16 protein-coding genes are annotated in these 20281 nt (G+C 60.4%); 4 read left to right on the top strand and 12 right to left on the bottom strand.

Translation table 11 applies throughout. The features are described 5' to 3' along the window. Positions 1-149: 149 nt before the first annotated feature. The 9 genes from recC to rppH form a co-directional block, all read right to left on the bottom strand. Positions 150-3521, bottom strand: a complete 3372-nt coding sequence (gene recC, locus ACMGF9_RS04140) for an exodeoxyribonuclease V subunit gamma (RefSeq protein WP_075686104.1) — start codon at positions 3519-3521, stop codon at positions 150-152. 32 nt (positions 3522-3553) lie between these two features. Further along, positions 3554-3910: a prepilin-type N-terminal cleavage/methylation domain-containing protein gene (locus ACMGF9_RS04135; RefSeq protein WP_261438683.1), complete on the bottom strand. Its 357-nt coding sequence runs from the start codon at positions 3908-3910 to the stop codon at positions 3554-3556. Next, positions 3900-4346, bottom strand: coding sequence for a YgdB family protein (locus tag ACMGF9_RS04130; RefSeq protein WP_015378916.1), 447 nt, complete (start codon positions 4344-4346; stop codon positions 3900-3902). Before ACMGF9_RS04130 ends, ACMGF9_RS04135 begins: the two co-directional genes overlap by 11 nt. Further along, positions 4343-4921, bottom strand: coding sequence for a prepilin peptidase-dependent protein (locus ACMGF9_RS04125; protein ID WP_015378917.1), 579 nt, complete (start codon positions 4919-4921; stop codon positions 4343-4345). Before ACMGF9_RS04125 ends, ACMGF9_RS04130 begins: the two co-directional genes overlap by 4 nt. Continuing rightward, positions 4915-5418, bottom strand: a complete 504-nt coding sequence (locus ACMGF9_RS04120; RefSeq protein WP_076741318.1) for a prepilin peptidase-dependent protein — start codon at positions 5416-5418, stop codon at positions 4915-4917. Before ACMGF9_RS04120 ends, ACMGF9_RS04125 begins: the two co-directional genes overlap by 7 nt. Positions 5419-5592: 174 nt before the next feature. Further along, complete coding sequence (gene thyA / locus ACMGF9_RS04115; protein WP_015378919.1) at positions 5593-6387, bottom strand: thymidylate synthase; 795 nt, start codon at positions 6385-6387, stop codon at positions 5593-5595. Positions 6388-6394: 7 nt separating this feature from the next. Continuing rightward, on the bottom strand, positions 6395-7267 hold the full coding sequence (lgt, locus tag ACMGF9_RS04110) for a prolipoprotein diacylglyceryl transferase (protein WP_015378920.1): 873 nt from the start codon (positions 7265-7267) through the stop codon (positions 6395-6397). Positions 7268-7489: 222 nt separating this feature from the next. Then, complete coding sequence (ptsP, locus tag ACMGF9_RS04105) at positions 7490-9736, bottom strand: phosphoenolpyruvate--protein phosphotransferase (RefSeq protein ID WP_015378921.1); 2247 nt, start codon at positions 9734-9736, stop codon at positions 7490-7492. A 12-nt stretch (positions 9737-9748) separates the two neighbouring features. After that, positions 9749-10276 carry an RNA pyrophosphohydrolase gene (rppH, locus tag ACMGF9_RS04100; protein WP_004931849.1) on the bottom strand — a complete coding sequence of 176 codons (528 nt, stop codon included), beginning with the start codon at positions 10274-10276 and terminating at the stop codon, positions 9749-9751. 696 nt (positions 10277-10972) lie between these two features. On the opposite strand from rppH, the gene mutH reads away from it, so the two are divergent. The 4 genes from mutH (at position 10973) to ACMGF9_RS04080 (ending at position 14094) form a co-directional block, all read left to right on the top strand. Next, a complete protein-coding gene (gene mutH / locus ACMGF9_RS04095) occupies positions 10973-11659 on the top strand; it encodes a DNA mismatch repair endonuclease MutH (RefSeq protein ID WP_004931848.1) in 687 nt (228 codons plus the stop codon). 99 nt (positions 11660-11758) lie between these two features. Continuing rightward, positions 11759-12475, top strand: coding sequence for a TerC family protein (locus tag ACMGF9_RS04090; RefSeq protein ID WP_004931845.1), 717 nt, complete (start codon positions 11759-11761; stop codon positions 12473-12475). A 154-nt stretch (positions 12476-12629) separates the two neighbouring features. Continuing rightward, positions 12630-12848, top strand: a complete 219-nt coding sequence (locus tag ACMGF9_RS04085; RefSeq protein WP_004931843.1) for a YgdI/YgdR family lipoprotein — start codon at positions 12630-12632, stop codon at positions 12846-12848. Between the two features lie 205 nt (positions 12849-13053). Continuing rightward, the gene (locus ACMGF9_RS04080) at positions 13054-14094 is read left to right on the top strand and encodes an NADP(H)-dependent aldo-keto reductase (protein WP_015378923.1); all 1041 of its coding nucleotides are present in this window, start codon (positions 13054-13056) and stop codon (positions 14092-14094) included. Between the two features lie 33 nt (positions 14095-14127). Here the strand turns inward: ACMGF9_RS04080 and lplT are convergent, their stop codons facing one another. The 3 genes from lplT to ACMGF9_RS04065 all read right to left on the bottom strand — a co-directional run bounded on the left by lplT (position 14128) and on the right by ACMGF9_RS04065 (position 20069). Then, positions 14128-15312, bottom strand: coding sequence for a lysophospholipid transporter LplT (gene lplT / locus ACMGF9_RS04075; protein WP_004931838.1), 1185 nt, complete (start codon positions 15310-15312; stop codon positions 14128-14130). Continuing rightward, positions 15312-17465 (bottom strand): bifunctional acyl-ACP--phospholipid O-acyltransferase/long-chain-fatty-acid--ACP ligase, encoded by a 2154-nt coding sequence (gene aas, locus ACMGF9_RS04070; RefSeq protein ID WP_103086262.1) that lies wholly within the window; start codon positions 17463-17465, stop codon positions 15312-15314. The genes lplT and aas overlap by 1 nt, the downstream gene beginning before the upstream one ends. Positions 17466-17810: 345 nt before the next feature. Then, entirely contained in the window at positions 17811-20069 is a 2259-nt protein-coding gene (locus ACMGF9_RS04065; protein WP_004931835.1) for a molybdopterin guanine dinucleotide-containing S/N-oxide reductase, read from the bottom strand. Positions 20070-20281: the final 212 nt, after the last annotated feature.

Raw genomic sequence — 20281 nt, 5'->3', positions numbered from 1 at the left:
GTACTCGCCGGATTCTTCGCCAATGTGGCGCCCCAAAACGCGGCGGGTATATGCCTGTACGTTATGTAAGACCGGGAATCACCCCAATGGTTGAATATAACCTTCGTTATTTTTACCACCTCCCGCCGCACAGCACCACCGGGGGATTGTTACCCCAGGTTATGACGCGCCACCGGCAGCAGATAACGCTCTGTTTCGGCCAGTATTTGCGCTAAGTATTCATTATCCAATTGGCGGAACACTCGCTGAACGTAGGGATCTTCCCCTTCTCCGGGAATGCGCTGATCGCCCTGCCAGGCCTGCAGCAATTTGGCGCGAGCCTTTGTTTGCGCTTCTTCCTCCCAGTCGATTTGCTGTGTTTCCGGCTGATAGCACTGACTCAGCCACGCCCAGCCGCTCTTGTTCAGCAACAACAGCGGCTGACACAGACCGCGCTGATAACCCGCCAGCAGCTCCGCCAACTGCGCCTGCGCCTCTTCAGGCGCCAGCGCGGCAAAGCGCCAGGCGGAGTTCTTGCGGCCGTAGATGCGGCTCTCGCCGGTGCCGCCGGCGCGGCAGTACACCAGGTGCTCCAGCCACAGCAATATGCCATCCACCGCCGACAACGTGGCGGGCCGCCAGCGCAACAGGCCGTCATCCTGCACCTGATGCAGCCAGCCGCTGAGACGTACGCCGGCAATATCGATATCCAATTCCAGGCTATGGCTCTCTGCGCGTTCCGCACGCACCTGCTCGGCCAGTTCGCTCATCTCTTCCTGCTGCTTTTGCCAATAGATCTCGCCAAAGGCGCCATAGGGCAAGCCGCCGGCGGCACGCACCCGCTGGAACAACCGTTCGGGATCGTCGCCGTCGATCAGGGTATTCAGCAGTTGGCTGTTGAACTGGTAGCGGCTGAGGTTATCCAGCGTGAAGGGCTCTTCGTCCGGCAGCTCAGTCTCTTCCAGGATAAAACTGACGCCCAACCGCAATTGGAAAAACGCGCGAATCGGATGGCGGTAAAACCGCAGCAGCTCATCCAATGATATTTGCTGCAGCGCTTCGGCAGGCAGCGGCTGGTTGAACGCCGGATGCGCCGCACCGCGACCATCTGCGGCGGGCAGCCACTCGGCGGCATAGCTTTGCGCCTCCGAGCCCGGCAAGAAATTCTCGGCGGCGAACGGCATGCGCGCATGCCACTTCAGCAAGTGCTCACCAACCCGCCGGGCGCTGTCGTCTGCGCTGAGTTCCTCATCTCCCGGCAGGCAATAGCTTTGCTCCAGGTACTCAAGCAGCTCAGTGACCAGCACAGAAGGGTAGCGCGGGCTGTTGTCCTGAATGGAACGGCCGATGAAGCTGATATATAGCCGCTGCTGAGCGGACAGAATCGCTTCCAGGAACAGATATCGGTCGTCATCGCGGCGGCTGCGGTCGCCGCGCTTGACCTGCTGCGCCATCAGATCAAAGCCCAGCGGCGGCAGCGTGCGCGGATACACGCCGTCGTTCATGCCCAGCAGGCACACCACCTTGAACGGAATCGAGCGCATCGGCATCAGCGTACAGAAGTTGATTTGCCCGGCGAGGAAGCGCTGGCTGATGCGCTCCTGATCGAGGCGCGCCGCCAGATCGTCGCGCAGAATGGTCAACGGCACCTCATCGGGATAGCGCGCCGCCAAGCCAAAATTAATGGCCTGCTGCCACTGCTGCTCAATCAATGCCAGCACCACTTCGGTATCGCTGTCCGCTGCGAAGAAGGCATCCAGCAGTTGGCGGCACAGCGGCAGCCACGCCTCGAGCGAGCGCGCTTCGCTCAAGATTTGCCGCCAGTGGCTGAGCTGCGCCAGCAGGTCTGCCAGTTGCCCCGCCAGTTCGGCGACCAACCCGCTCGATTCATCGTAAGGCAAAATGCCCTGCCAATCGCCGGCGTTGCTGTCCATCGCGTAACCGAGCAGCATGCGCGTAATGCCGAATCGCCAGGTGTGCTGGCCGGTGGCGGGCAGATCCAGTTCGCGCACGTTATCGTCGTCCAGACCCCAGCGCACGCCGGATTCACCGACCCAGTGACGCAACAGGCGCAACCCCTCTTCGCCAATGGCGAAACGGGCGGCCAGGGCAGGTACTTCCAGCAGCGCCAGCACCTGTTCCGACGTAAAGCGGCTTTGCGGCAAATCGAGCAGGGAGATGAACGCCTGCAAAGCCGGATGCGCCTGGCGCGCTTTACGGTCAGAAATGGCAAACGGCAGGTAGCGCTCGGCGGGGGCATTGCCGAACACCGCCTGAATGTAAGGCGTGTAGCTGTCGATATCCGCCACCATCACGATGATGTCGCGCGGCGTCAACGCGGGATCCTGCGCAAGCATGGTCAGCAGTTGATCGTGCAGCACCTCCACTTCCCGCTGTGGGCTGTGGCAGGCGTGCAGGCTGAGGGAGCGGTCGTTTTCATCAAGCGGACGTTTGCTGAAGCTGCTTTCCAGCGTTTCCGCGGTAATACCGATTACCGCATGGTCTTCCAGTTCCAGCATATCGCGCTGAACGGCGTGCAGCATGGTATCGGCCGGGATATCGACAAAGGCGTCGACCTCTTGCGCCCCTTCCATCTGCGACAGCAGGTAAAGGTGATCGCGCCCCAGCTTGCCCCAGGAGGCCAGCAGCGGGTTGCTGAGTTGCTGCTGCCCTTCGGCGTCAAACAGGCGCGCCGCGTCATCCGGCTCGCGGAACAGCCCTTGCTCGCGCGCCTGATGATAGTGACGACGCTTGCGGCTCTGCAAGCGGGCCAGAAAGGCGTAATCCTGAATATCACCCCAATAGTAGCGACAGGGGTTGGTGAACATCAGGTGGATGTCGATATGCCGCCCCAGCGCCTGCAGCGCTTCCAGATAGATCGGCGGCAATGCCGAGATGCCGCAGATAAACACCCGCGGCGGCAAACCGGGCGGGCACGTTTTTGCCTGCTCCAGCGCGTGGATAAAGCGGCTGTACAGATTGGCGCGGTGCCATTCCGGCTGCCCCAATTCGCGCGTGTATTCCACCAGTCGCGCCCAGAGCGGCGCCTGCCATTGCTGAGCCTCCGCCAGACCGTCGATGCGCTCGCCGCGCTGCCAGCTCTCCAGCCACTGCGGGCGATAAACCAAATATTGGTCGAACAGGTCGGCGACCCGGCCAGCCAACTGGTGGATTTTGCGCTTGTCGCCGTCATCGGTCAGATAGTGCTGCAGTGGCGCAAACGCCGGCTGAGTCAACATCTCCGGTAACAACCACATCAGCTTCCAGGTCATGGCATCCTTGCTGAAGGCGCTCTCTTTCGGAATATCCGGCAACACCCGGGTGAACATGTCCCAAATGAAGGTCGCCGGCAGCGGAAACGCGACATTGGCGGCGATACCGAACTGTTCCGCCAGCTGCATCTGCAGCCATTGCGCCATACCGGGGCTTTGCACCAGCACCACCTCCTGTTGAAAAGGATCGGTCAACGGATCTCTGGCTATCAGCGCGCTGGTCAGCGTTTTCAACAAATCCAGCTGATTGGAATGATAAACCGTGAACATGAAGACTCCTTTAAAACAAGATACGTACCGGCTCAAAAACGGGTGCAATACCAGCGGCTCAGCGTCGCCCACTGCCGTTGCGGAGTTTGTACTCTGACCGTCAATCGGCGGCAATCCGCATCCGCGCCGTCGAACGCCGCCTCGCGTCGCCAGCCTTCCGGCAGCGGTTCGGCATCGAGCCGACCGGTGACTGCGAACGCCTCCAACTGCTGATGCGCCATCACCCAGGCTTGCCGGTAGTGCCACTGGCGCTGGAACGACTGCAACAGCACCTGATGATACTGTAACAAGCCCAGCAGCGACACCGAGAACAACAATGCCGCCACCAACACTTCCGGCAGGCTGAAGCCGTTGCGGGATAACCGCCCTGCGCGAGCGTTAACCCTCACAGTCGGCCGGCCTTTTCTCGGGGCAAAAATCCAGCCGGCCGCCCGGCTGCGCTTGCACCCTGCCGACCGATTCCGCACCGTCAAACGCGCCCCATTGATACAGCCAAAGCGGCTCACCGCCGCGCATCTCCCCAAGGCCGCGTACCGTCACGACGCCCGCTCTGGCAGACAGCCGGGCGCAGGCCGTCAGTTCCGCGCGCTGCCTGCATAACCAGGCCGCCGCACTCAGCTCGGCGCGCGGCCAACGCTGGAGCATGCCCCAACTCAGCGCCGATGCGGCCTGATTGTAAGCCTGGAGGTAGCGCTGCTGATCGGCGGCCAGTAACAGCGCGTTATCCAATTGCCGGTGCTGGGCATTGAGCAACATCAACCCCAACGCCAGCAGCAACATTACCGCCGCCAAAGTACTGCCACCTCGCTGGCTCCGCCGGTTCATGGCAACGCCGCCATTTCGACGCTCCCGCTCAGGCTGCGCCTGATACGCGCATCGCCGACAGAGCGCCCCGCCAGAGTCAAACGGGCCAGCGCACCGCCATACTCCCCGCGCTCTATCGCCACATGAAACCGCTCAATGCGCACTTCGTCACGATCGAGCAGCCGCTCCCAGCCGCCGCCGTCGCATTGGCTTACGCCGCGCTGCCCTTCCAAGCCGCCATTGCGCAGCCGATAGCCGAAATAACCTGCATCCTCGCCCGAGGTGAGCCATTGCCCACTGCGGGTGATATCGTAAGCGACGATAACGCAGCTGCCCGCCGCTTCTCCCACCGCCTGGCCGATCAGCAGCGGGCGGCCGGCGCACTGCCCGGCACAGAAACCGGCGCGGCGCAGGTCTTTCTCGATGCCGAACGCCAGTTGCCGCAGCGTTGACTCCAGCCGAAAATGCTGGCCGACGGCCACGTTTTGCTGGCGCAACAGCGGGTAGGTTTTCGCGGCGCCGAGCGCGATCACGCTGCCGAACACCAGCGCCAACATCACCTCCGGCAAGGTAAAACCGCGTTCTACAGTCAGCATGGCGCGATCCCCCTTATCCGGAGCCCTTCGCTGCACAAACGCAGCCGCCCTCGGGCGGACAGCACTAGCCGCAGGCCGCCTGCCTCGTTGCTGAGCAGGATGTGCCCCGCCTGCGCGGTATTGCGCAAGCCGTAAAACCCGATCTCTTTGTCGGTGTAGCCGCTCAAAACGACGTCGCGGTAAGACGGTGAGAAAACGGAACCCTCGGCGGAAGCGCAATCCGGCGGCGGCACACCGCCGCCCAGGCACCAGGGCGTGCCGTTCTTGAACCACAGCAGCGTCGTGCGGTTGCGCCAGTTGGCGTCCGCCTGCAGTCGCAGTAAAAACGCCAGCAGCTGCTGGGCAGTATGTTCCAGGCGCAACGTTTGCTGATGGTGGCGCCATTGACCGACGCCCCAGCCGGTGAGCATGCCGACGATCAGGAGCGCCGCCAACAGCTCAATCAGCGTCATGCCACGCTGGCGGTGATCGATGTTCGAGAGCGTATTTTCATTCATGCGGCCAGTTTAAGGGCCGTAACAAGGCGGTAAAGCCGCATGCGCAAGCCTTGCGGCAAACTGCGCAATGTTTTCCCTGTAGCGACAAATGGCGACAATAAAATGCGGCGCGACGCGCAATGCGGATAAAAAAAGGGGCGCAATCGCTGCGCCCCTGGTGTGATGCGGTTAAGGTCAGATCGCGACCGGCGCCTTGATGGCCGGGTGCGGATCGTAACCTTCGATCTCGAAGTCTTCGAAACGGTAATCGAACAGCGAAGCCGGCTTGCGTTTGATCACCAGCTTCGGCAACGGACGGGGTTCACGCGTCAGCTGCAGCTTCGTCTGTTCCATATGATTGCTGTACAGATGGGTATCGCCACCGGTCCAGACGAAGTCGCCGACGTCCAAATCGCACTGCTGCGCCATCATATGCACCAACAGCGCGTAGCTGGCGATGTTGAACGGCAGGCCGAGGAAGACGTCGCAGGAACGCTGGTACAGCTGGCAAGAGAGCTTGCCGTCCGCCACGTAGAACTGGAAGAACGCGTGGCACGGCGCCAGCGCCATCTGGTCCAGCTCACCGACGTTCCAGGCGGAAACGATGATGCGGCGCGAATCCGGATCTTGTTTCAGCTGCTGGAGCACGTTGCTCAGCTGATCGATCTGACGACCGTCCGCCGCGCCCCAGGCGCGCCACTGCTTGCCGTACACCGGGCCGAGATCGCCGTTTTCATCGGCCCACTCGTCCCAAATGGTGACCTTGTTGTCACGCAGATAGGCGATGTTGGTATCGCCGTTCAGGAACCACAACAGCTCATGAATGATCGAACGCAGATGACATTTCTTGGTGGTCACCAACGGGAAACCTTCCTGCAAGTTGAAACGCATCTGGTGGCCGAAAATCGACAATGTGCCAGTGCCGGTACGGTCGGCTTTAGGGGTGCCCTCGGCGAGCACCTTGTTCATCAAATCCAGATACTGTTTCATTTGTCCCTCACGACAGTTGTTGCTGCGGGCGACGACGGTACGCCCAAATCATCATAATAACACCGGCCACCACCATCGGGATGGACAGGATCTGCCCCATGCTGATCACGCCGTCGAACAGGCCAAGCTGGGCATCCGGCTGGCGGAACGCTTCAACGATGATGCGGAATGCGCCATAACCGATCAGGAACAGGCCCGATACGGCACCCATCGGCCGCGGCTTGCGGATGAACAGGTTCAGAATGATAAACAGCACCACGCCTTCAAGCAGCAGTTCATACAGCTGGGACGGGTGACGCGGCAGCACGCCGTACTGATTCAGCAGCGGCAGCAGAGAAGGGTCGGCGGCGGCGAGCGCCACGTCTTCGCTGCGCGAGCTTGGGAACAGCATCGCCCAAGGGGTGTCGGTGGTCACGCGGCCCCACAGTTCACCGTTGATGAAGTTGCCGAGGCGGCCGGCGCCCAAACCGAACGGGATCAATGGCGCGATAAAATCGGAAACCTGGAAGAAGGTGCGTTTGGTGCGGCGAGCGAACCAGAACATCACCAGAATCACCCCCATCAATCCGCCGTGGAACGACATGCCGCCATCCCAGACTTTAAACAGATAGAGCGGATTATCCAGGAACAGCGGCAGGTTGTAGAACAGCACATAGCCCACGCGGCCACCGACGAATACGCCCAGGAAACCGGCGTAGAGCAGGTTTTCCACTTCGTCTTTGGTCCAGCCGCTGCCCGGCTTGTTGGCGCGGCGCACCGCCAGCCACATGGCAAAAACGAAGCCGACCAGATACATCAGGCCGTACCAATGCAAAGAAACCGGGCCAATGGAGAAAATGACCGGATCAAATTTAGGAAACGCCAGATAGCTATTGCTCATCTATCACCACAACATGTCTGTTATTTTTCCCCATGTGGGGGCGGCAGGTGCCAAACGTCGGCGCAGGTTGTCACACGCCTTTCAAACGGCAGCGTTGACCGCTGCGGTTTGCAAGACGACGAACATGCGTCGCGCTGAGGTTGCGCATCATAACATAGGCTTAGCGCGGTCCGGGCCGGCAGCGCGGGAAAAGTTCTGTAAAAAAATCACACCGCGCAGCGGTTATCGGCCCCCGCGGATCAGCCCGCCCATGCCGCGCCGCTCCATAAACGCCGCCACCAGATGGCGCACTTCGGTGGTCATCTGGGTGTTCAACACCCGGTGCGCCAACACTTCCGCGTCGGCCAGGTCGATATGTCGCAGCAGGTATTTGATGCGCGCCACGCTGCGGCCATTCATGCTCAGATTGCGATAGCCCATGCCCACCAACAACAGCGCGCCCATGGGATCGCCGGCCAACTCACCGCACAGGCTAAGCTGCAGCCCGGCTGCTTTCCCCTGTTCGGCGATCAGCTTCAGCACCTGCAGCATCGCGGGATGCAGGCTGTCGTAAAGCGAGGCTACCCGCGTGTTGTTGCGATCCACCGCCAGCAGGTACTGGGTCAAATCGTTGGTGCCGACCGAGATGAAGTCGACGCGCCCGGCCAAATGCGGGATCAGGAAAATCATCGACGGCACTTCCAGCATCACGCCGATTTTCGGTTTCGGGATCGCGTAGCCAAGCACCTCTTCCACCTCGCGCCCGGCGCGGTCAATCAAGCGCTTGGCCTCATCGACCTCTTCCAGGCTGGTGACCATCGGCAGCAAAATGCCCAGGTTGCCGGTGCCGGCATTGGCGCGCAGCATAGCGCGCACCTGTATCAAAAAAATCTCCGGCTGATCCAGAGTGATGCGGATGCCGCGCCACCCCAGGCAAGGGTTTTCTTCGCTGATCGGCATATAGGGCAGTTGCTTGTCGGCGCCGATATCCAGGGTGCGCAGCGTAACCGGCTTGCTCGGATAGAGCTGCAGCATGCCTTGATACTGCGCGACCTGTTCTTCTTCGGACGGGAAACCGCTTTGCAACATGAACGGGATTTCGGTGCGGTACAACCCCACGCCATCCACTCGGCCGCCCAACAGCTGTTCATGTTCCGGGCTGAGGCCGGCGTTCAGCATCACCTGAACGCGTTCGCCGCTTTTCAACTGCGCCGGCTGCTCGACGTCGTCTTCCGCCAGCTTGCTCAACTCCAGCTCTTCGCTGATCAGCCGTTGGTATTCCTGCACCAACACCGGCTCAGGATCGACCAGCAGTTCACCGCGATAACCGTCGACGATCAGCAACCGCTGGCTGAGCAGAGAAGGCTGGATGTCGGCGCCCATCACCGTCGGCACGCCCATCGCACGCACCAAAATCGCCGCATGCGAGTTGGCGGCGCCGTCGCGCACCACCACGCCGACCAGGCGATCCTGCGGCACTTCGGCCAGCAATGTCGCGGTCAGCTCATCTGCCACCAGCACAAAACGCGCCGGCCACTGGGTGGCGCCCTGGGTGGTGTCGTCGAGGTGGAACAGCAGGCGTTGGCCCAGCGCGCGCAGGTCGCTGCCGCGCTCGCGCATATAGGTGTCCTGCAGTTTGGCGAACTGTTCGGCAAAGGCTTCTATCACCTGCTTCACCGCCCACTCCGCCACCGAACCGTTGTCGATTTCGGCGAACAGTTCGCGCTTGAGGCGAGCGTCGTTTAACAGGTGAGAATAAAGATCGAAGATCGCCGCGCTCTCTTTTTGCGAGCTGGCGGCAAAACGCTTGCTGAAACGGCGAAACTCCGCGCCGGCCTCTTCCAGCGCCAGCGTCAGGCGCTCGCGCTCGCTGGCGGTGTCCAGCGTCGACGCGCGGTAAACCTGATCGAGCGAAGGCTGGCTGCTGTCCTGCCACCCTTCCGCCACCGCCACGCCGGGCGAGGCCGCCAGCGCGCGCACGCGCGTTTGGCGATACTGACCGAAAATGGCGTTGAGCTGCGACTGTGACAGGATCCCGGCCATCTGCGTGGCCAGGGTGACCATGAAAGACTCTTCGCTTTCATCGAACTGGCGCAGCTCGCGCTGCTGCACCACCAGCACCCCCAGCAGTTGGCGCCGATGAATGATCGGCACCCCGAGGAAGGATCGGAAACGATCCTCTTTCACCTGCGGAACGTATTTAAAACTGGGGTGGCTTTGGGCATCGGCCAGGTTGATAGGCTCGGCTCGGCGGCCGACCAACCCGACGACGCCCTCGTCAAACGCCAATGCGATAGTGCGCCCACGCGGCTTTTTCAGCCCGCGCGTGGCCATCAGGTAGTAACAGCGGCGATCGTTGTCCGCCAGGTAGATGGAACACACTTCGGTGTCCATCGCCAGACAGGTTTCATTGACCAGCAGATCCAGCGCATCCGTCAGACTGGCCGCCGCGGCCACCTTCTCTACAATTTCTCGCAAGCGCGTGAGCATAGTCGGCTTAACTTAACCTCTCTTTCGGCGATAAGCGGGGGCCTGCCGCGGCGCCGCCTGCTCTTGCATCGGCATCACGGTCACGGCGAATTCTTTCATCACCCGGCGGTAGACGTCGCGTTTGAACGACACCACCTGGCGCACCGGATACCAGAAGCTCACCCAGCGCCAACCGTCGAACTCCGGCGTGCTGCTGCGCTGCATATTGATATCAGCGTCATTGCACAGTAGCTGCAACAAAAACCATTTTTGCTTTTGGCCGATACAAACCGGCTTTGTGTCCCAACGCACCAAACGTTTCGGCAATTTATAGCGCAACCAGTTGCGGGTCGAAGCCAGGATGCGCACATCCTTTTTACTCAGCCCCACTTCTTCGAACAGCTCACGGTACATCGCCTGCTCCGCAGTTTCGCCAGGGTTAATCCCACCTTGGGGAAACTGCCAGGAGTGCTGACCGTAACGGCGGGCCCATAGGACCTGCCCCTGACGATTACAGATTACGATACCAACATTCGGGCGGTAGCCATCATCATCGATCACCGGACTACCTCGATAAGCTTAAATTCGCATAGATGTCCTGATTGTTTCACACAAGCTACAGGCGGTAAACCACTGCTTTACGGCGCTGCGGGCCGGATAACATTGGAATAACTCACAGATATAGGCAAAGTTATAAACATACCCTAGCCTTTCAGACCGGTTTTATTCACTTTTTCTGTGGATAGGTGTGTGCAGAACTCGAGGGATAAGCCGGTAAAACTCTCGTCCCCTAAAATCCCCCCTCATACCTAAAAACAAATATTAAACTTAAAAACATACAGTTAACCAATACCCCACAGTGATTTACAGGGCAAAAATGTGATCTATGCACGGTAAGGATCTTACCTTGGCGAAAGATCCACCAACGCCGTTTTTATCCACAGATTATCCGGGCAAGTTACGCACAAAACGGACAAATTCGTAAAAATCCGCCTGAGTCAAGGCTGTAAATTGAACCAGTGATCGGTAAAAATTTGGGTTATCCCATAAATCTGTGGATAAATAGGTGTAAGATCCTGTTTATTGTCGGTGGCTTCAGGTGAACAAGCCCCGCAAGTGCATTGTCGCCCGCGCAAGGAAAGAAAAAAAGTCATGTAAAATCATGCTACTATTATTCTTTTCCCCAGGCGACTGGGGTTAGCGTTTCCCGTGTATCTATGCAGTACGTTTTTCAACCAAATTCAACAGGCTTGATTTATGGCGTTTTTATCCCCTCTGCCGCCCCCGCCGGAAAATGAACGGCAGCTGTTCGAGCGCGCTCAGGCGCTGGCCGGCTTCAGTTTTGGCGAACTGGCCGCCCGCGCGCAATTGCCGATCCCCAAGGATCTGAAACGCGATAAAGGCTGGGTGGGCATGCTGCTGGAGCTGTATCTCGGCGCCATGGCCGGCAGCAAACCGGAACAGGATTTTCCTGAGCTGGGCATTGAGCTGAAAACCATTCCTGTCGACGCCGCCGGCAAACCGCTGGAGACCACTTTCGTCTGCGTCGCCCCACTCACCGGCAACAGCGGCGTCACCTGGGCCAGCAGCCACGTTCGCCACAAGCTGGCGCGCGTGTTGTGGATACCGGTAGAAGGCGAACGGCAAATCCCGCTGGCGCAGCGCCGCGTCGGTTCGCCGCTGCTATGGAGCCCGAGCCTTGCTGAAGAAGAGATGCTGCGCCGCGATTGGGAAGAGCTGATGGATCTGATTGTGCTCGGTCACGTAGAACGCATCACCGCACGCCACGGCGAAGTGCTGCAACTGCGCCCCAAAGCGGCCAACAACAAGGCGCTCACCGAAGCCATCGGCGAACAGGGGCAACCTATCATGACGCTGCCGCGCGGTTTCTATCTGAAAAAGGGTTTTACCGGCGCGCTGCTGGCAAGACATTTCTCAATCTAAGCGATTTCGTTTAACTCTGGTTTAGCTAAACCTGTCAGCGCCACGATAAACGCGTATAATTCACGCTTTGCATTATTAAGTATTAAGGTGTGTCGGGCAATGTTCGAATGGATTATGGATCCCAATGCCTGGTTAGCGTTAGGTACGCTAACCATTCTTGAGATCGTACTGGGTATTGATAACATCATTTTTCTGTCGCTGGTGGTGGCGAAGCTGCCCAAAGCGCAACAGAACAAAGCTCGCCGAATGGGCTTGGCCGCCGCCATGCTGATGCGCCTGGCGCTGCTGGCCTCCATCGCCTGGGTGATCCGCTTGACGCACCCGCTGTTCACCGTGCTGGATCACGCCATTTCCGCCCGCGATCTGATCCTGCTGCTGGGGGGACTGTTCCTGATCTGGAAAGCCAGCAAAGAGATCCACGAAACCATCGAAGGGTCGGAAGAAGAGCACCACACCAAGGTGCACAGCTTCTTCGGCGCGATCGTACAGATCATGCTGTTGGATATCATCTTCAGTCTGGATTCGGTGATTACCGCCGTGGGCCTTTCCGATCACCTGTTCATCATGATGGCGGCGGTGGTGATTGCCGTCGGCGTGATGATGTTCGCCGCCCGGCCGATCGGCGAATTCGTCAATCGCCATCCGTCGGTGAAAATGCTGGCGCTGGCGTTCCTGATCCTGGTGGGCTTCACGCTGATGCTGGAAAGCTTCCAGGTGCACGTGCCGAAAGGCTACATCTACTTCGCCATGTTCTTCTCCATGTCGGTAGAAGCGCTCAATCTGATGCGCAGCAAGAAAAATCGTTCGCCGGAATAACCCTGCGCGGAGGCCGCCATCGGCGGCTTCCGCCGTTTCGTTGCCCCCTCATTTCAGTTTTTCTTATCAGATAAAGACTTATCTGAGACGTCCCCGGCCAAGAGTTTGCTAATCTTGAAAGAATATTGTTTTTGCATAATCGAGGATCCGCAGGATGAAAAAGTGGGTAATGGCAGTGTCTGCGCTGGTGATGGCGGCCGGTTTGGCGGGATGTTCCAGCGACTACGTCATGGCGACCAAAGACGGCAACATGATCCTGACGCAAGGCAAACCAGAGATCGACGAAGACACCGGACTCATCAGTTATAAAGACGAGAAAGGCAACCACCGCCAGATCAACGGCGATCAGGTTTCCCAGGTTATCGAACGCTAATCACCGCTCGCCGGCTATCGCCCGTTCAAGCGCGGTAGCCCTCATTCGTCTCCGCACTGAATCCGCTTCCCCCATCTTCACCGCTTGGTTATAGTCAGGAAAGGCGACATCGCCGCCCGACGGACTTTGCGCCGTCTTCTGAATTGGGCTCCTGTTTCACCGGGCCGCGCGGCCCGTCAGCGCTAACAAGAAAGGAAGGCCGTTAATGCAATACCACCGTATTCCCCACAGTTCTTTAGAAGTGAGCGTGCTGGGACTGGGCACCATGACCTTTGGCGAACAGAACAGCGAAGCCGACGCCCATGCGCAACTGGACTATGCATTGGCCGCAGGCGTGAACCTGATAGACACCGCCGAACTGTACCCGGTGCCGCCTCGCCCGGAAACCCAGGGCCTGACCGAGAGCTATATCGGCAGTTGGATCAAGGCGCGCGGCAATCGCGAAAAAATCGTCCTGGCCAGCAAAGTTTCGGGCCCGGTACGCGGCACCGACAGCAGCATCCGTCCGCAGCAGGCGCTGGATCGCAAAAACATCCGCGCCGCGCTCGACGCCAGCCTCAAGCGGCTGAACACCGATTATCTCGATCTTTATCAATTGCACTGGCCGCAGCGTGCTACCAACTGCTTTGGCAAACTCAACTATCAATACACTGAGGACAAAGCTACGGTCACGCTGTTGGAAACGCTGGAAGCGCTGACCGAGCAGGTGCGCGCCGGCAAGATCCGCTATATCGGGGTTTCCAATGAAACGCCCTGGGGCGTGATGCGCTACCTGCAGCTGGCGGAGAAACATGAGCTGCCGCGCATCGTGTCGATTCAAAATCCGTACAGCCTGCTGAACCGCAGCTTTGAGATTGGCCTGGCCGAGATCAGCCAGCACGAAGGGGTGGAACTGCTGGCCTATTCCAGCCTGGCGTTCGGCACCCTGAGCGGTAAATACCTCAACGGCGCAAAACCGGCCGGCGCGCGCAATACGCTGTTCACCCGTTTCAACCGTTATTCAGGGCAGCAAACCCAGTTGGCGATCGCCGAATACGTGGCGCTGGCCAAAAAACACGGGCTGGATCCTTCGCAGATGGCCTTGGCCTTCGTGCGTCAGCAGCCGTTCGTCGCCAGCACTCTGCTGGGCGCCACCTCGGTGGATCAGTTGAAAATCAACCTCGACAGCCTCGACGTGATTCTGGATGAGGATGTGCTGCAGGCGCTCGAAGAAATCCACACCCGGTTTACCATTCCGGCGCCTTGATAGCCTGAGGGCGCAGCCTGGCTGCGCCCCGTTTCACCGCCGCTGAGACCACCACAATGCGCTAATCGCCAGCGCAAACACCACGCCAAACCCTACGCCGACGCCCACCACCGGCACGCCCAGCTTCACGACCAAAGAATACAGGCCCAGCATCAGCAACATGGCGGCGTTTTCACCCAGGTTTTGCACTGCGATCGCATTACCGGCGCCGACCGAATGTTTGCCCCGCTCCTGCAGCAACGCATTGAGCGGCACGACGAAGAAGCCCCCCAGCATGCCGATGAGCGCCAGCAAGACGTAGGCATTGAGCATGGTCGTTTGCAGCGCAAACACCGCGACCGCGATGCCGATAAGGATCCCGGCCGGCATGCAGCGTTTCACCGTCTTCAGCGTGACGAAGCGCGCGGCAGCACCCGCGCCCAACACGATGCCGACGGCCACCATGGCGTTCAGCAGCGTCGGCGTGGCGTTATCGGCGATGCCAAGCGCCACCGGCACCCACAGCACCAACAGAAAACGCAGCGTCACGCCGGCCCCCCAAAACAGGCTGGTGCCAATCAATGAGAAACGCGTCTGCCCATCGCGCCATAATGTGACGCAGGCGGTAAAGAAACTGTTCGTCATGGCCCGCGGCCGCCATGAAGCCCCTGGGCGCGCCGCCGCCAGACGTGGAATATACAGGTTGGCGACCACCGCCCCCGCGTAAACCAACGCGCAGGCCGCCAGCGCCGCGACCACGTGCCAGTCCGCCAGAATACCGCCGGCCACCGAACCGGTCAGAATGGCGGCGATGGTCGAGGCCTCCATCAGGCCGTTAGCCTTGACCAGCTTCTCGCCGCTGGTGATCTCGCCCAGAATGCCGTATTTGGCCGGAGAATACGCGGCGGCCCCCACGCCGACCAGGCTGTAACCCAGAAACGGGTTCCCCCCAAAACAGATCACCAATGCCCCCGCCAGCTTCAGCGCGTTGGCGAACATCATCACCCGCCCTTTGGCGAAGCTGTCGGCCACCTGGCCGACAAACGGTGCCAGGATGATGTAGGTGGCGACGAAGGCCATCTGCAGGATCGGCTGGCTCCAGTCCGGATACAGCTGCTGCTTGATCAGCGCCAGCGTGGCGAACAGCAACGCATTGTCGCCGAACGCCGAGAGGAACTGCGCGCTGATCACCGCGATCATGCCGCGTGACAACAAAGGGGATTCGGTCGAAGGATTCATCAGGCACTCTCCGGCTGTTCGGCCATATGACGCAAGGTGACGAAATCAGGTTTGCCGCTGCCGAGCACCGGCAGCGTTTTCAACAGGCGAATATCGCGCGGCACCGCCAGCTCCGGGCTGCCCAGCTCGCGCGCCACCCGCAGCAATGCCTCGCGGGTAATGGCGGGATCGGTGGTGAACAGCACCAGCGCCTCGCCTTTGCTGCTGTCGCTTTTGACCGTGGCGGCATGCAGTTTTTCCGGCGACAGCCGTTGCGCCAGCAGTTCGACGCTCTCCAGCGACACCATCTCGCCCGCCAGCTTGGCGAAGCGCTTCACGCGTCCGCGAATGGTGCAGTAACCCTGCTCATCCAGGCTGACGATATCGCCGGTATCATACCAACCCGGCTGCAGCACACCGTTCGCATCTTCCGCCGCCGGTGGTTCCAGCTCACCGGGACGTTCAACCCGCAGGTAGCCTTTCATGATATTCGGCCCCTTCAGCTGCAGGCGGCCGCCGTTATCGATGCCCGGCACCGCGATCAAACGCGCCTCCATCTGCGGCATGATACGGCCAACGGTGCCCACCTTGGTCGCCAGCGGCACGTTGATCGACACCACCGGCGCGCACTCGGTCACGCCATAGCCTTCCAGAATGCGGATGCCGTATTTATCCTGATAGATCTGTTTGGTGCTGTCCGCCAGTTTCTCCGCGCCGGCCACCACATAGCGCAAGCGGGCGAAATCATACGGATGCGCGAAGCGCGCATAGTTGTTGAGGAAGGTCGCCGTGCCGAACAGTACCGTGCAGTTACGGTCATACACCAACTCCGGCACCACGCGATAGTGCAGCGGGCTGGGGTAGAGGAAAATGCGGCTGCCGGTGAGAAGCGGCGTCAGCAGCCCCACCGTCAGGCCGAACGAGTGGAACAGCGGCAGTGACGACATGAAGCGGTCGCGCGGCGTGAAATCGGCGATGGTGCGGATTTGTTCTACGTTGGCCAGCAGGCTGGCATGCGAATGCACCACGCCCTTGGGGTGGCCTTCGGAGCCGGAAGTGAACAAGATCAGCGCCGCGTCCTCCGGGCGTTGCGGCAACATCGCGCGCTGCGGTTGCAGCAAGTGCCGCAGGATCCACAGCTTGTCCGCCAGCGTAACGGTGTCTTTCAGATCCTCCAGATACACCCAGTTGGCCTGCGTCACCTGCTCCGGCAGATGGGTCAGCTTGCCCTTCTCCAGGAACTGGCGCGAGGTGACGATGGTCTTGATGCCGGCGGCGGTCATCGCGCTGTTCAGGCCGTTGGCGCCGGCGGTGTAGTTGAGCATCGCCGGAATGCGGTTGCGCAGCGAAGCGCCGAAGATCGCCGCCGCGGTGATGGTGGCGTTGGGCAACAGCAGCCCGACGTGCTCCCCTTCGGCGGTAAAGCGCTGCAGAATGCGGCTGACGCCCAGCGATTTCTTGATCAGCGTTTGGTAGCTGTCCTCTTTGAAAGCGATGTCTTCGATACAGGGCTTGCGGTGCCCATAGCGCTGCTGCGCCGCCAGCAAGGCATGGAACAGCGTCTGCGGTTCGCGCGTCTCCATGCGCGCCCGCATCATGATCTGCATCAGCCGATCGCCCGCCAGCGCCCGCCGCTCGCGCGCACGCGGAGCCTCCGGCATCGGCAGCGTGGTCGGCGGCAAGATGCGGATGCTGATTTGCGGAAACCAGCGGATCTTGAACACCCCGGCCATGCGGCCGAACGGGCTGAATTCGGGGCCGTCGATCCGCACCGGCACCACGGTGGCGCCCGATTTGGCGGCGATAAACGCCGCGCCGTCGTAGATTTTCATCAGCGCGCCGGTTACGGTGATGCGCCCTTCAGGGAACACCACGATCGGCCGCCCCTGTTCGACCATGCGCACCAGCTGCTTGATGGCCATCGGCTTGGTGGGATCGAGCGAGACGAAATCGATGTAAGGCCGCAGCCAGCGCATAAACCAGCTCTCGCCGATGCTGGCATAGACCGCAAACACCGGTTTTATCGGCAGGAACAGCGCCAGCAGTACGCCGTCGAGGAAAGAGACGTGGTTCGGCGTAATCAGTAATTTTTGCCGTTCGAAGTGCTGGACGTCCCCTTCGACCCGTACCCGAAACAACAGGCGAAACAGCGCGCGCAGCAGTGAAAAGATCATGCCCTTCTCCCTTGGCCATGGAGGCGTAAATCGTTGTAGGGAAAAGAATACTATATGGCAGGCAAAAAAAAACCTACGCATCCGCGTAGGTTGGTGCAATTGAAAATGGCTTCAACATACAGAGTATGCTGATTTCTCACCAATCAATACCTCTGGGATCACCTACTCTAGAGAGATGGCATGCAGGAAACTACCGCCGAATCGCAAGAGTTCTGCTCCAAATGCAACCAGCTGTAAATTTCCCGCGATCTGCTGTAATAACTCAATGAAACTTAAACCTTCCCGCAGCGACGAAAAAATAAATATAACAACGACGAGCCAGTGACCCAGACGTGAAATCTTCACTCATCGCGCGCTGACCTCGACCAGGCAGCTCATGGCGTTCGGCCCCTGCGTCAGCGGCGAGGTGCCGATATCCAGCGTCAGCACGTTCGGGTTGCCCGCCTGCTCGACCGGCCGGCGCTGCGCGTCGAAACCCGGCTCGAACCAGGCACCGGTCGCCATCAACACCACGCCGCGCGTCACGCCATCGGTGAGCGATACCCCCGCCAGACAGCTGCCGCGCGCATTGCTGACCAGCACTTCGGCGCCGTCCGCCACGCCGCGCGGCGCCGCATCGTCCGGATGCATATACAGGGTTTCTCGCCCGGCGGTCTTGTTGCCCTGCGCCAGCGGCGCCGGATCCATCTGGCTATGCAGGCGATCGCTCGGCTGAATGGAGATCAGGTGCAGCGGCCAGTTTTTGGCCTGCGGCGCACCCAGCCACTCCACCGGCGGCCGCCACTGCGGATGCGGAGCGAAATCTTCGTAGCGATAGCCGGCGATCCGCTCGCTGAACAATTCGATCTTGCCGCTGGGCGTTTGCAGCGGGTTAACCTGGGGATCGGCGCGAAACGCGTCAAAAAATACAAACTCTTTGGCCGGCGCGGGCAGCTCGACATAGCCCCGTTGCCAGAACGCCTCAAACTCGGGCCAGGCGACGCCGGCGCGCTGCTGCGCCGCGCCGCATTGCCGATAGATAGCTTCGATCCAGGCGCGCTCATCGCGGTTTTCGGTAAAGCGCTCGCGATAACCGAGACGCTCCGCCAGATCGGCGAAGATATCGAAATCGTTGCGCGCCTGATGCTGCGGCGAAATGGCCTGATGCATCGCCAACACGTAGCGATCGCGCGACGAGCCGCCGATGTCGTTGCGTTCCAGCGAACTGGTGACCGGCAACACGATATCCGCCATTTTGGCTGCCGCCGTCCACCAGATATCTTGGACGATCACCGTATCCGGCTTCTGCCAACCTTCCACCAGTCGGTTCAACTGCTGATGGTGATGGAACGGGTTGCCGCCGGCCCAGTGCACCAGATGGATATCCGGATAATGCCGCGTCTCGCCGCAAAATTGATAGGCTTCGCCGGGGTGCAGCAGCATGTCGCAGATGCGCGCCACCGGGATCGCCAGCCCGGCCGGGTTATCCCCTACCGGCATGGTCGGCGCGGGGGTATCCACGCGCGGGTTGCCGACGCCGTTCATTGAGCCATGGCCGAACGAAAAACCGCCGCCCGGCAGCCCCACCTGACCCAGCATCGACGACAGCGCGATCATCATCCAGTACGGTTGCTCGCCACGATGCGCGCGCTGCACAGAGTAGGAACAGGTGATAAAACTGCGCACGCCGATCAGCTGCCGCGCCAGCAGCGCTATGCGCGCCGTCGGAATGCCGGTGATGGCGCTGGCCCAGGCCGGCGTTTTCGCCACGCCGTCGCTCACGCCGTTCAGGTAATCCGCCAACTGTTGATAACCCACGCAGTGGCTGTGCAGGAAGGCTTCATCCTGCGCGCCCAGCCGCTGGATTTCGTAAGCCAGCGCCAGCATCAGCGCCACGTCGGTATTCGGCCGGATCGGGATCCATTCCGCATTGACGAACTCGGGGCAATCATCGCGCATCGGGCTGATGTTGACCACCGGCGTACCCTTGCGCGCCAGCTTTTGCAGCCAGGGCTTGAGCGCATGTTCCGCCGCGCCGCCGGAAGAGACCTGAGCGTTTTTCAGCGCCAACCCACCAAACGCCACAAACAGCTCGCAATGCTCCACCACGCTCGGCCAACTGGTGACGCGCCCGGTCAACGGCGAGAAAGTGCCGATCACATACGGCAGAAAGAACTGCGCTGCACCCCAGCTGTAGTTGCCCTGCTGATCGACCCCGCCGCCGCCGCTGAAATAGAATCGCCGCACCAGCGAGCGGGCATGGTGCAACCGCCCGGCCGACGACCAGCCATAAGAGCCGGTAAACAACCCGGAGGCGCCGTAGCGCTCGCGCACCCGGCGATTCTCCTGCGCCACCAAATCGAGCGCCAATTCCCAGTCCACCTCGACGAAATCTTCCCTGCCGCGCAGCGTACGGTCGCTGCCCTCGCGCTTTTGCAGCCACGAGCGGCGCACCGCCGGCTTGCGAATGCGTTTGTCGGAGTAAACCATCGGCGCGATGGAATCGAGCAGCGGCGAAGGGTCGGGATCGTCGACGAAGGGTTCACAACGGATAAGCCGGCCGTCTTCAACCACGGCGGTATAAGCGCCCCAATGGGCGAGCTGCGGATAGCGTTTAATGGACATGGCGTTCTCGGCGCAAATCGGAATGCACAGACGTTACCTCAAGCCCACCGCCGGTGCCAACGTACAAATTGCGCTATCGTTCGGTAGCAGTTGGTTATGCGTACAGACTCGAAGAGATTCTGCAACCGCCGCCACAAGTTGCGCACGAGACCGCTTGCAGCCCCGGTTTTTTTCCGCAAAACTGGGGGATGTAAGCGATTACCCAGGATGTG

Origin of the sequence: Serratia sp. BNK-23 (assembly GCF_047456145.1) — a bacterium.
GTDB classification, from domain to species: Bacteria; Pseudomonadota; Gammaproteobacteria; order Enterobacterales; family Enterobacteriaceae; genus Serratia; species Serratia nematodiphila.
The sequence above is the reverse complement of the archived record's forward strand: the minus strand, read 5'-3'. Positions and strand labels throughout refer to the sequence as shown.

Excerpts from the sequence above, each read along its gene's own strand:
- aas (WP_103086262.1), bottom strand. The coding sequence starts at position 17,465 with ATGATCTTTTCACTGCTGCGCGCGCTGTTTCGCCTGTTGTTTCGGGTA.
- ptsP (WP_015378921.1), bottom strand. The coding sequence starts at position 9,736 with ATGCTCACGCGCTTGCGAGAAATTGTAGAGAAGGTGGCCGCGGCGGCC.
- ACMGF9_RS04065 (WP_004931835.1), bottom strand. The coding sequence starts at position 20,069 with ATGTCCATTAAACGCTATCCGCAGCTCGCCCATTGGGGCGCTTATACC.
- lgt (WP_015378920.1), bottom strand. The coding sequence starts at position 7,267 with ATGAGCAATAGCTATCTGGCGTTTCCTAAATTTGATCCGGTCATTTTC.
- ACMGF9_RS04120 (WP_076741318.1), bottom strand. The coding sequence starts at position 5,418 with ATGAATGAAAATACGCTCTCGAACATCGATCACCGCCAGCGTGGCATG.
- thyA (WP_015378919.1), bottom strand. The coding sequence starts at position 6,387 with ATGAAACAGTATCTGGATTTGATGAACAAGGTGCTCGCCGAGGGCACC.
- ACMGF9_RS04130 (WP_015378916.1), bottom strand. The coding sequence starts at position 4,346 with ATGAACCGGCGGAGCCAGCGAGGTGGCAGTACTTTGGCGGCGGTAATG.
- recC (WP_075686104.1), bottom strand. The coding sequence starts at position 3,521 with ATGTTCACGGTTTATCATTCCAATCAGCTGGATTTGTTGAAAACGCTG.
- ACMGF9_RS04085 (WP_004931843.1), top strand. The coding sequence starts at position 12,630 with ATGAAAAAGTGGGTAATGGCAGTGTCTGCGCTGGTGATGGCGGCCGGT.
- ACMGF9_RS04125 (WP_015378917.1), bottom strand. The coding sequence starts at position 4,921 with ATGCTGACTGTAGAACGCGGTTTTACCTTGCCGGAGGTGATGTTGGCG.
- ACMGF9_RS04080 (WP_015378923.1), top strand. The coding sequence starts at position 13,054 with ATGCAATACCACCGTATTCCCCACAGTTCTTTAGAAGTGAGCGTGCTG.
- ACMGF9_RS04090 (WP_004931845.1), top strand. The coding sequence starts at position 11,759 with ATGTTCGAATGGATTATGGATCCCAATGCCTGGTTAGCGTTAGGTACG.
- lplT (WP_004931838.1), bottom strand. The coding sequence starts at position 15,312 with ATGAATCCTTCGACCGAATCCCCTTTGTTGTCACGCGGCATGATCGCG.
- mutH (WP_004931848.1), top strand. The coding sequence starts at position 10,973 with ATGGCGTTTTTATCCCCTCTGCCGCCCCCGCCGGAAAATGAACGGCAG.